This window comes from Mycobacterium sp., assembly GCF_044342925.1.
Classification (GTDB): domain Bacteria; phylum Actinomycetota; class Actinomycetes; order Mycobacteriales; family Mycobacteriaceae; genus Mycobacterium.
Genome location: NZ_JBIIOV010000120.1, coordinates 1 through 10,042 on the forward strand (window position 1 = coordinate 1; position 10,042 = coordinate 10,042).

Genomic DNA, 10,042 nt, shown 5'->3' on the forward strand with positions numbered 1-10,042 from the left:
TCTCGGGCAACCTTGGTCTGCTTTGCCTTAGCCCGGCCGCGGCCCATGGGGGAACCCCCTCGCGCATAAACGGAGCGGCCCGAAACCAGGCGGCTCCGATCTAATGTCGTATTCGTCCTGACCACACTTTACCGTGCCCGACCGCAAAGTGCGGGCAGGCCCGTTCACCGAGCGCTGAAACAAGGCGGATCAGCGGCGAGTCTCGCGCAGCCGGTCCACCGCGACCCGGCCCGCCCCGGTCTCGTCCGGCGGCGGCAGGGAGTCCGGGTCGATGACGGCGGCGACCTCGTGTTCCCCGCCGGTGGTCAGCGGCGTGTCGCCGGGCAGGCCGCGCTTGACGAGCGCCAGCGCCACCGGACCCAGGTCGACGTGATCGACGACGGTGCCCAGTCGTCCCACTGTTCGGCGGCCGGCAAGCACCGGATCACCCGGCACCGGGCGTTCCGCCGACCCGTCGAGATGCAGCAGCACCAGCATCCGGGGCGGGCGACCCAGATTGTGCACCCGCGCGACCGTCTCCTGGCCGCGGTAGCAGCCCTTGTCCAGATGCACCGCGCCGGTTCCGGGCGGCCCGATCCAGCCGGCCTCGTGCGGGATGGTGCGTTCGTCGGTGTCCACCCCCAGCCGCGGCCGCAGTGCCGCGACCCGGTGAGCCTCGTAGGCCCAGACTCCGGCGGAGCGCACGCCGGCGTCGGCCAACCGTTGCAGCAGGGCGGTTTTGTTCTCCCGCGGCACCAGCACGTCGAGTTCGACCTGGCCGGGCTGGCCCTGTGCGGTCGGCATCCGGCGGACGAAACCGCCGTCGCGTAGCGCGACGGCGGTCATCACCTCCGGCAGCGCGTCGAGCCCCAGGGCGGCCAGCACCGCCGGCTCGGCCAGGCGCGGCCCGATCAGCGACAGCACGGCCAGATCGGCGGCTGCCGGTTGCACGTCCGACCAGAACACCATCGTGCGCAGGTAGTCCAGCAGCGGACCGCCCCGGGGGGGCTCGGTGTCCAGGTAGGTGACGCCGCCCAATTCCGTCTGCTGCCAGTGGTCTTCCACCCGGCCCTGGCCGTCGAGGCTGAGGTTGGCGGTGCAGGCGCCGTCCGGTAACTCCGCGACGTGCTGGGTGCAGATCGAGTGCAGCCAGCCGCGGCGGTCGGATCCGGACACCGTGATGACCGGGCGGTGGGAACGATCGATGACGACGGCGTCGTGGGCGGCGGCGCGCTGTTCCCCCAGCGGGTCGCCGTAATGCCAGACGGCGCCGGCGTCGGGGGAGTTCTCGGGCGCGGGAACGGCTGACACAGGTCAACTCTACGAGCCGGTCAGTAGGCTCAGTACCCATGTCCGTGCTCGTCACGCTCGACGGCACCGTGCGCGATCCGGCCGCGCCGCTGCTTTTCGCCGACGATCTCGCCGCCGTCCGCGGCGACGGCGTGTTCGAAACCCTGCTGGTCCGCTCCGGCGTCGCGTGCCTGCTGGAATCACACCTGCGACGGTTGGCCCATTCCGCCCAGATGCTGGACCTGCCGGCGCCGAACCCGGCGGCCTGGCGCAGGGCCGTCGAGGTCGCTGTCGGACAGTGGGCCGAACAGACTTCCGACGAGGGCGCCCTGCGGTTGGTCTACAGCCGGGGCCGGGAGGGCGGCTCGGACCCGACCGGCTACCTGACCATCACCCCGCTGCCGCACCGCGTGCACGACGCGCGGCGCCACGGAGTGGCCGCGGTGCTGCTCGACCGGGGACTGCCCTCGGCCGGGGTGGACGCAATGCCGTGGCTGCTGGCCGGAGCCAAGACACTCTCCTATGCGGTGAACATGGCGGCCGTGCGGGAGGCGGCCCGCCGCGGCGCCGACGACGTCGTCTTCGTCAGCACCGACGGGCACATCCTGGAGGGCCCCCGCTCCACCGTGGTGATCGTCACCGCGGGGGCCGACGGCAGACCGTGCCTGCTGACCCCGCCGCCGTGGTATCCGATTCTTCGCGGGACCACCCAGCAGGCGCTGTTCGAGGCCGCCCGGGCCGACGGGTTTGATTGCGACTATCAGGCGCTGCGACCGGCGGATCTCTTTGCCGCCCAAGGTGTCTGGCTGATCTCCAGTATCACCCTGGCCGCTCGTGTGCACACCCTCGACGGGCAGCCGCTGACGCCGGCACCGCTGAGCGCCGAGGTAGCCGCGCTGGTCGATTCCGCGATCGTCAGCGACCGCTGAAAAGTGTTGGCGCACCCGGCCTGAAAGCGGTACCGTCGGCCGTACACAAGGAAGGAGGTGGTCCGGAACTTTGAGTACTTTTTGGACATGTGAGGTGGCTGCCCGCTAGCAGCACCAGGTGCCGGAATCCTTCCGCGTCGTGCGCGCGCTAGCGAATTCCAGGCAGCTACCCGGCCCCCGAGCTCCCGGTCCGTCCAACCTGGATCCAAAAGCTCGGGGGCCGTCTCATGTCCGGGGGTAGCCCGGTTTCACTTCCGTCCGCGCCGGCGGGTCCGGCTCGTCGACTGCTCCAACTCGGTCAGCGCGGGTTCGATCCCATCGGCCAGTCGGTCGAGGTCGTCGGCCATCTCCGGGGTGCTGATGAACCCGAAGTCCATCCACCCCTGGTAGCTGAAGCAGGTGATGTTCAGCCCGACGTCCATCAACAGCGGTCCGATCGGGATGAAGTCCTGCACCACCGCACCGGCGGCGTACAGCGGCACCGTCGGCCCTGGAACATTGGAGACGACCAGGTTGATCGGCGGCACGTTCTCACCTAACCGGCTGGCGGTGAACGCGCGCGCGGCCAGTTGGAACAGTCCCGGCGGAGTGGTCTCGGTCAGCCCCATGATCTGGTGGGCGGTCATCGCCTCGGCCATCTGCTTGGCCGCCTGAGTCTCCCGGTACACCGCGCTGACCCGCTCTGCCGGACCGGCCAGATCGGTGGGCAGGGTGACCGTCATGGAGCTGATCGCATTGCCGACGGCTGTGGCGTCGGTGCGGGTTGACACCGGAACCTGGGCCACCAGAGGCCGGTCCGGCAACTCGCCGGTGCGGTCCAGATACGACCGCAGCGCCCCGGCTACGACGGCCAGGACCACGTCGTTCACCTTGACGCCGTAGTTCTCCTTGAGTGCCCTGACCCGATCCAGTGACACCCGCGTGGAACTGAACCGGCGCTGCTGGGAGATCCCCCCGTTGAACCGGGTGGGCGGCGCTGCGAAATACCCGGCCGGCTTGTCGCTCACCCCGCGCGCCGCGATGCGCTGTCGCAGCGTCTGGTCGACCAGTCGCGCCACGCGGTAGGGCGTCTTGATGCCGACGTTCAGCGCGGCGCCCAGCAGCCGTACCTCCGGCCGCGGCGGCCGGGCCGGCCGGACCACCTGGCCCGGATCGATCGCGGGCGGCCGCGGTTGGGCAGTCTTGTCGAACAGGATCTCGCTGACGCCGGCGCCGGAGACACCGTCGACCAGGCAGTGGTGGATCTTGGTGAGCAGCCCGACCCGCCCGCACTCAAGCCCCTCGATGAACCACATCTCCCACAACGGTTTTGACCGGTCCAACTTGTAGGACCACAGCCGTCCGACCAATTCCTCGAGTTCGGCCCGGCCGCCCGGTTCGGGGAGCGCGAGATGGCGGATGTGGTACTCCACGTCCGGCTCGTCGTCGACGAACCACGGCCGGTCCAGGCCCAGTGGGCCACCCGCCACCCGGTACCGCAGCTGCGGCAACTCGGCCAGTCGCTCGGCGACCAGCAGGCGGACGGTGTCGAACGAGAAGTCCGGTGCGTCAGCCGGGTCGCAGATCGCCAGCGCTCCGATGTGCATGTGCCAGGCGGGCGTTTCGGCGAACCAGAACGCGGCGTCCACGCTGGACATGCGGGGCATGAACACCAGGGTAGAACCGGGAGCGCCGAAGATTCGCCGCTACCGCGAAGATCAGACGGCGGTTACGGCCCGGCCGGGCCGGGGGCCAGCGTTGAGCAGGCCCTCATGGCCGTCTCCCAGGTGGTCGGGTCGACCCCGGCCGGCGGACCCAACACCGCGGCGGGGCCGCTCGACTCGTCGACGCCGTTGGCCTTGAGGCACTCGGCCAGGGAGCCGTGGCTGGCGGGCTCGGTGCCGGCCGGGGTGTTGGTCGAATCCGGGGGTGTCTGATTGCTCGAACAGGCCGCGAGGACGAAGGCGGCACCAACCAGTGCCACCAGGCGTTGCGATTTCACAACAATGAGCTGCCTCATCCGATGTGTCTGATCAGCCGGGCGGACAGATGTGGGACCAGCCCGCCATCTGCGTCGACCCGCTCCTCGACGTAGGCGAGGTCGCCGTTGTCGACGATGCCGTAGAGGCGTTTGGCGCCGCCGACGAGCATTCCGGACTTGCTGCGGGCAAGGGCGTCGGTGACCAACTCCCACGACGACTGGGTGCGGGGGTGGCCGTAGAAGAGTTCGACGTAACCGGCGGAGTGGGCGAGCAACAACTCGATCGCCTGGGCCTCGCCGGGGTCGGCCGGGTCGTGCACGAAACGCCAGAAGCCCGTCTCGCGCAGGCCGTGGCTGTGGTAACTACCCTCCTCGTCCAGCCGCCAGGACCGCGCCTCCCAGTTGAGGTAGTCACCGCCGTCATGGGAGACGATGATCTGCTGGCCGAATCGGTAATCCCCGTTCGCGCCGCGGCCCTCGCCCTCGCCGCGCCACACGCCGACCAACGGCAGAAGAGCCAGCAGGGCATCGTGCAGATCGGCGCCGTGGCGCAGGTTGGCGGTGTCGGCCACCGGGATGTCGTCGAAGGCCGGGATATTGCGGAGGGCGGTCTGTTTGGCCCGCTCGGCGGCCGCAGCTACTGCACGATCGCCGCTGCCGTTGATGTCGTCGGTATTCACGAATCGTCGGTGATCAGGCGGTACACCGCATACAAGGCGAACCACGTGATGAGAGCGGTCGCCACGACCAGCAGCATCTCGAAGAACAGCACCACGCAGGAGAGTCTATCGCTGCGGGGGCCGGGTACGTCAGGCGACTTTGACGTCGATTTCCAGCAGACCGGTTCCAGCCGGGGCCACCGTCACGTCACCCTCGCCGGCCTTGGACAGCGCGCGGACGGTCCAGGTTCCCGGCGCGGCGAAGAACCGGAAATCGCCGGTCGCCGTTGTGACGACTTCCGCGGTCGACTCCTGTGAGTCGTCCAGCAGACGCACGGACGCACCGCTCACTGTTCGGCCCGCGTCATCGACGACCCGGCCGGTGATGACGGTCTCCTTGTCCAAGTCGATCTCGGCGGCCAGATTGCGGAGGTACGTCGGCGCGGAAATGGTTGTGGTCATCGGTATCCCCATTCGAAGGTCACGTTGTTGATTGCCAAGAAGTCCAGAGCGGTCATGCCTGTGCGCCCCGGCGCAGGCGGGCGGCGAGCGGGTAGATCTGGCAGCCCAAGCAGATGCCGAACGCGGCGGCGAACCGCGGGCCGCGCACGTCGACCTGTTCTATGGCCGGGCGTTGAATCGTGGTGATCATGAACTTCACAAACTCCTGTTGCTGGGCGCGGCTGAATGAGACAGGCCTGGGGCAATGCGGAGTAGGACGCGACTGACGCGCTGGGGCCGCGGCTACTCAGCAGCTACAGCAACAACAGCAACAACCCGCGACGCGGCACAGATCGACTGCGCGGCGCTTGGTGAGCATTTGCTCAAGGCGGGAAGGCACGGAGAACATGCTACCCAAAAAGAGGGGCATTACGTCAACAACGGCTGCAACGCGGCTTTCAGATCGACGGCTTTGGGCACTCCAGCCGACCGGTAGCGCTGCCGTCCGCCGGCGTCGAAGATGAACGTCGTCGGCAACGACAGTACTGACAGCCGGCGCGCCACCGCCGGATCGGCATCCATATCGATCTCGACGTGGGTCACCTGCGGCAGATCGGCACAGACCTGCTTGATGACCCGTCGCACCGCGGCGCAGGGACCGCACCACACCGCGGTGAAATGCACGATCGTCGGTCCGCCGGTCGACAGACCCAAACCGGTGGTGTCCAGGTCCTGCGGGTGCTCGGTGTCCCGCACCGTCCCGGAGCGCCGATTGTGCAGCACGCCGGCGGCCCCGGCCAGCCCTAGCGCGGCCGCAATGGCCGCCGCCGCGGTGACCATGGCGCTCATTGGCGGAAGCCGTTCAGGCGAACCGTGACATCCTCGGCGATGCCTTCGATGATGACGTCCGAACCGCGTGCGCCCTGTGCGGTGGGCCGCACGCCGAAAGGCAGCCGCTGCCCCGGAATGGTGGCACCGAATGCGCCCAGGACCGCCGCCCGCCGATCCTCGGGCACCGCCTGATCGGCGGTGTTCGGACCGGTCACCACCCCGGTCGGAGTGATCACCAGAGTGGTCTGGTCGGGTCCGGCGATCGAGAGGTCCACGGTCACACTGATCAGCTTGTCGTAGCCGGCCTTGGTAGGGGTGCCGGTGAAGACCAGCCCGCTGCTGCCGGAGATGCCGGACTCGGTGGTCCCGCCGGTGGCGTCGTCGGTCTCGTCGGCGGGTGCTTGAACGTTGAGGTCTTTGATCCCGATGAAGGCCCCGAGGTGCCGGGAACCGACGATGATCCGGCTTTCCAGCATGCCCATCGGGAGGTCGGCGTCCGGCAGCATCAGCCAGGTTGAATCAGCCAGGCCGATGTCGTGCATGGTGGCTTCCAGCGTGACCTTGCCCAGGGCGGTTTGCTCGACGCCGTTGGCTTTGATCTCCAGCTCTCCGTACCGCTGCCGCATGGCCTGCGGGATGAACGGGAAGCCCAGGATCGCCACCCACGGATCGAAGCCGAGGTCCGCGGCGGATCGGACGTGTCGGGCCAGCTGATACTCGGCGTAGATGGCCGCCCCGGTGTCGACGCCGGCCGCCGTGATGGCGACGACCAGCGCCGAGGCGCCCACTCGGGAGATCAGCTTCCGCACCCGCATATTCTGGCCTACCCGGGTCATGCGCCGCCCGGATCGGCGAAACAGCAGGTCCGGCGTTAGAGTGGCACCAAACCGGGAGATTTTTGTTGGACCTGCTGCTGCTTACTGCCGACCCCAATCCGGAGTCGGTGCTGCCCTCGTTGGCGTTGCTGTCGCACTCGGTGCGGTCGGCGCCGACGGAGGTTGCGTCGCTGTTGGAGGCCGGTTCGGCCGACGTGGCGATCGTCGATGCGCGGACCGACCTGGCGGCGGCCCGCGGCCTGTGCCGGCTACTGGGCACCACCGGCGCCCCGGTCCCGGTGGTCGCGGTGGTCAACGAGGGCGGTTTGGTGGCGGTGACCGTCGACTGGGGGATCGACGAGATTCTGCTCCCGGGTACCGGGCCGGCCGAGATCGACGCCCGGCTGCGGCTGCTGACCGGCCGGCGCGGCGGACTGGCCGCTCAGGAAAGCGCGGGCAAGGTCACCCTGGGCGAGCTGGTCATCGACGAGGGCACCTACACCGCCCGGCTGCGTGGCCGCCCGCTTGACCTGACCTACAAGGAATTCGAGTTGCTGAAGTACCTGGCCCAGCACGCCGGGCGGGTATTCACCCGCGCCCAGCTGCTGCAGGAGGTCTGGGGTTACGACTTTTTCGGCGGCACCCGCACGGTCGACGTGCACGTGCGGCGCCTGCGGGCCAAGCTCGGACCGGAGTACGAGGCGCTGATCGGCACCGTCCGCAATGTCGGCTACAAGGCGGTCCGTCCGGCGCGCGGGCGGTCCGGACCGTCCGATGTTCCCGCGGACGGTGACGGGTCCGACGCCGAAGGCAGCGATGCCGACAGCGGCGCCGGCATGTCGGCGTCGCTGCCCGGTCAGTGACGAGCCCGCACTGGCGAGAGGGTCTGTCGCCGGCGGAACAGGATGGTGTGCGGGCACTGGCCGCTGCCGCCGAACGCGCCGACGGTGTCGCTGCGCTGGGCGAGCAGGTGCTGCGGGACCTCGCTGGTGACCGCACCGAAGCCCGAACCGAGCACCGGCTCGTTAATGATTCGGCCGGCGCGGTGGTCGGCTACCTCAACATCGCGCCCGGCGACTCCGGTGCCACGGCTGAGCTGGTGGTGCACCCGAACGCCCGTCGCCGGGGTATCGGCACCGAACTGCTGAGCGCGGCCGTCCAGCGCTGCGGTCGGGGATTGCGGGTCTGGGCGCATGGCACCCTGCCGGCGGCCCGCGCCGTTGCCGCCACCGTGGGGCTGCGCCCGGTGCGGGAGCTGGTCCAGATGCGACGCCCGCTGACCGACCTGCCGGAAAATCAATCCCCGCAGGGGATTTCGGTTCGCCCCTACGTCGGGGATGTCGACAACGCGGAGCTGTTGCGGGTGAACAACGCCGCTTTCGCCTGGCATCCCGAGCAGGGCGGCTGGACCGAGGCCGAGATCGCCGAGCGGGTGGCCGCGCCGTGGTTCGAGCCCGACGGTCTTTTCCTGGCCTACGACGACAGCACCGGGGGGCTGTGCGGCTTTCACTGGACCAAGGTGCACGACGACGGGCTGGGCGAGGTTTACGTGTTGGGGGTGGACCCGCAGGCGAAGGGCCGCGGCTTGGGCCGGGCGCTCACCCTGCACGGCCTGGAGCACCTTGCCGCCCGGCTGCCCGGCGCCCAACCTTCGGTGATGCTCTACGTCGAATCGGACAACGCCGCGGCGATCAAGACTTACCGGGAGCTCGGCTTTGCGGAGGTCAGCGTCGATACCGCGTACGCGCCGGTGTGACGTTCAGCTGTTCACTTCGCGTTCACCGGCCATCTCCGAACCGGCTACCCGTTGCGCATACGTTTCGGCTGAAGGCAAAGGCGAAACAAGGAAGCGGGAAAAGGTGTCCAGTCTCGGCAAGCTGCTCGGAATGACTGCCTCAGCGGCGATGATCGCCGCGCTCACCGCATGCGGAAGCGACAACAACGCCGGCACCTCGGCCGGTGGTGGTGAAGCCGCCGGCACCGTCGAGTGTGGCGGGAAGAAGTCTCTCAAGGCCTCCGGGGCGACAGCCCAGGCCAACGCCATGACCCGATTCGTCACCGCCTACGAGGCGGCGTGCGCCGGCTTCACGCTCAACTACACCTCCAGCGGATCCGGTGCGGGGGTGTCCGAATTCGTCGGCGGCCAGACCGACATTGGCGGTAGCGACTCGCCCCTGAACCCCGAAAAGGGAGAGGTCGTTCGAGCCAAGGAGCGTTGCGGCGGCGCCGAGGCGTGGAACCTGCCCATGGTTTTCGGGCCGGTGGCGATCACCTATAACGCCCCCGGCGTCGACTCGTTGATCCTCGACGGGCCGACGGCGGCCAAGATCTTCAACGGCACCGTCAAGACCTGGGACGCCCCGGAAATCGCATCGCTGAATCCCGGCAAGACGCGTCCCGCCGAGCCGATGGTGGTGATCTTCCGCAGCGATGAATCGGGCACCACCGACAACTTCCAGAAGTATCTCGACGCCGCCTCCGAGGGCGCCTGGAGCAAGGGCGCGGGCAAGACATTCAACGGCGGCGTCGGTGAGGGCGCGAAGGGCAACGAGGGCACCTCCGCCGCGATCAAAAGCACTCCCGGCTCGATTACTTACAACGAGTGGTCGTTTGCCAAGGCCCAAGGTCTGGCCGTCGCCGACATCGTGACCTCGGCGAGCCCCGATCCGGTCCGTCTCACCGTCGAGTCGGCCGCCAAGGCGATCGGTGACGTCAAAGTCAAGGGCCAGGGCAATGACCTGGTGCTGGATACTTCGTCGTTCTACAAGCCGACCGAAGCGGGCACCTACCCGATCATGCTCGCCACCTACTCGCTGGTGTGCTCGAAGTACCCGGCGAGCGATGTCGCGCCCGCGGTGAAGGCCTTCTTGACCGTGGCGCTCGGCAAGGGACAGGAAGGGCTGACTGATAACGGCTACATCCCGGTGCCGGCAACCTTCAAGGGCAAGTTGGCCGCTGCGATCGATGCGATTTCCTGATCATGTCCGTCGAGTCGGAGCTTGCCTCGGCGGGGTCCCCGCCGCAGCGACGAGCAGAGGATAGTGCGGCCGTGGTTGCGGAGTTGACACCGGCGACGGGTCTGCGGACCGGTGGTAACCGTTGGGGCGACCGGATCTTCGGGTCGCTGGCCCTGGCTGC

At 68.7% G+C, this 10,042-nt stretch carries 13 protein-coding genes; 4 read left to right on the plus strand and 9 right to left on the minus strand.

From position 1 onward, the window contains the following. Window positions 1-189 precede the first annotated feature (189 nt). Window positions 190-1,290, minus strand: coding sequence for a CAF17-like 4Fe-4S cluster assembly/insertion protein YgfZ (ygfZ, locus tag ADBZ6I_RS12700; RefSeq protein WP_526384351.1), 1,101 nt, complete (start codon window positions 1,288-1,290; stop codon window positions 190-192). Window positions 1,291-1,334: 44 nt separating this feature from the next. Between ygfZ and ADBZ6I_RS12705 the strand changes: the two genes are divergently transcribed. Next, window positions 1,335-2,198 carry an aminodeoxychorismate lyase gene (locus ADBZ6I_RS12705; RefSeq protein ID WP_526384376.1) on the plus strand — a complete coding sequence of 288 codons (864 nt, stop codon included), beginning with the start codon at window positions 1,335-1,337 and terminating at the stop codon, window positions 2,196-2,198. 248 nt (window positions 2,199-2,446) lie between these two features. Here ADBZ6I_RS12705 and ADBZ6I_RS12710 read toward each other — a convergent pair whose 3' ends face one another. The 8 genes from ADBZ6I_RS12710 to lmeA all read right to left on the minus strand — a co-directional run bounded on the left by ADBZ6I_RS12710 (window position 2,447) and on the right by lmeA (window position 6,904). Continuing rightward, entirely contained in the window at window positions 2,447-3,844 is a 1,398-nt protein-coding gene (locus ADBZ6I_RS12710; protein ID WP_526384353.1) for a WS/DGAT/MGAT family O-acyltransferase, read from the minus strand. Between the two features lie 62 nt (window positions 3,845-3,906). After that, complete coding sequence (locus ADBZ6I_RS12715) at window positions 3,907-4,179, minus strand: hypothetical protein (RefSeq protein ID WP_526384355.1); 273 nt, start codon at window positions 4,177-4,179, stop codon at window positions 3,907-3,909. A gap of 14 nt (window positions 4,180-4,193) precedes the next feature. After that, window positions 4,194-4,838: a nitrobindin family protein gene (locus tag ADBZ6I_RS12720; protein ID WP_526384357.1), complete on the minus strand. Its 645-nt coding sequence runs from the start codon at window positions 4,836-4,838 to the stop codon at window positions 4,194-4,196. 129 nt (window positions 4,839-4,967) lie between these two features. Continuing rightward, on the minus strand, window positions 4,968-5,279 hold the full coding sequence (locus ADBZ6I_RS12725; RefSeq protein ID WP_526384359.1) for a DUF1416 domain-containing protein: 312 nt from the start codon (window positions 5,277-5,279) through the stop codon (window positions 4,968-4,970). 52 nt (window positions 5,280-5,331) lie between these two features. Further along, window positions 5,332-5,469, minus strand: coding sequence for a hypothetical protein (locus ADBZ6I_RS12730; protein ID WP_526384361.1), 138 nt, complete (start codon window positions 5,467-5,469; stop codon window positions 5,332-5,334). A 96-nt stretch (window positions 5,470-5,565) separates the two neighbouring features. Then, window positions 5,566-5,688: an Ms5788A family Cys-rich leader peptide gene (locus ADBZ6I_RS12735; RefSeq protein ID WP_526384363.1), complete on the minus strand. Its 123-nt coding sequence runs from the start codon at window positions 5,686-5,688 to the stop codon at window positions 5,566-5,568. Then, on the minus strand, window positions 5,688-6,107 hold the full coding sequence (locus tag ADBZ6I_RS12740; RefSeq protein WP_526384365.1) for a thioredoxin family protein: 420 nt from the start codon (window positions 6,105-6,107) through the stop codon (window positions 5,688-5,690). The genes ADBZ6I_RS12735 and ADBZ6I_RS12740 overlap by 1 nt, the downstream gene beginning before the upstream one ends. Beyond that, the gene (gene lmeA / locus ADBZ6I_RS12745) at window positions 6,104-6,904 is read right to left on the minus strand and encodes a mannan chain length control protein LmeA (protein WP_526384367.1); all 801 of its coding nucleotides are present in this window, start codon (window positions 6,902-6,904) and stop codon (window positions 6,104-6,106) included. Before lmeA ends, ADBZ6I_RS12740 begins: the two co-directional genes overlap by 4 nt. Before the next feature lie 83 nt (window positions 6,905-6,987). Between lmeA and ADBZ6I_RS12750 the strand changes: the two genes are divergently transcribed. From ADBZ6I_RS12750 to pstS, 3 genes are all read left to right on the plus strand, one after another. Next, window positions 6,988-7,767, plus strand: coding sequence for a winged helix-turn-helix domain-containing protein (locus tag ADBZ6I_RS12750; protein ID WP_526384369.1), 780 nt, complete (start codon window positions 6,988-6,990; stop codon window positions 7,765-7,767). Then, the gene (mshD, locus tag ADBZ6I_RS12755) at window positions 7,764-8,660 is read left to right on the plus strand and encodes a mycothiol synthase (RefSeq protein WP_526384371.1); all 897 of its coding nucleotides are present in this window, start codon (window positions 7,764-7,766) and stop codon (window positions 8,658-8,660) included. The genes ADBZ6I_RS12750 and mshD overlap by 4 nt, the downstream gene beginning before the upstream one ends. 130 nt (window positions 8,661-8,790) lie before the next feature. Next, window positions 8,791-9,882 carry a phosphate ABC transporter substrate-binding protein PstS gene (pstS, locus tag ADBZ6I_RS12760; RefSeq protein WP_526384374.1) on the plus strand — a complete coding sequence of 364 codons (1,092 nt, stop codon included), beginning with the start codon at window positions 8,791-8,793 and terminating at the stop codon, window positions 9,880-9,882. The last annotated feature ends 160 nt before the right edge of the window (window positions 9,883-10,042 follow it).

Excerpts from the sequence above, each read along its gene's own strand:
- ADBZ6I_RS12730 (WP_526384361.1), bottom strand. The coding sequence starts at position 5,469 with ATGATCACCACGATTCAACGCCCGGCCATAGAACAGGTCGACGTGCGC.
- ADBZ6I_RS12725 (WP_526384359.1), bottom strand. The coding sequence starts at position 5,279 with ATGACCACAACCATTTCCGCGCCGACGTACCTCCGCAATCTGGCCGCC.
- ADBZ6I_RS12710 (WP_526384353.1), bottom strand. The coding sequence starts at position 3,844 with ATGCCCCGCATGTCCAGCGTGGACGCCGCGTTCTGGTTCGCCGAAACG.
- lmeA (WP_526384367.1), bottom strand. The coding sequence starts at position 6,904 with ATGCGGGTGCGGAAGCTGATCTCCCGAGTGGGCGCCTCGGCGCTGGTC.
- ADBZ6I_RS12735 (WP_526384363.1), bottom strand. The coding sequence starts at position 5,688 with ATGCCCCTCTTTTTGGGTAGCATGTTCTCCGTGCCTTCCCGCCTTGAG.
- ADBZ6I_RS12740 (WP_526384365.1), bottom strand. The coding sequence starts at position 6,107 with ATGAGCGCCATGGTCACCGCGGCGGCGGCCATTGCGGCCGCGCTAGGG.
- pstS (WP_526384374.1), top strand. The coding sequence starts at position 8,791 with ATGACTGCCTCAGCGGCGATGATCGCCGCGCTCACCGCATGCGGAAGC.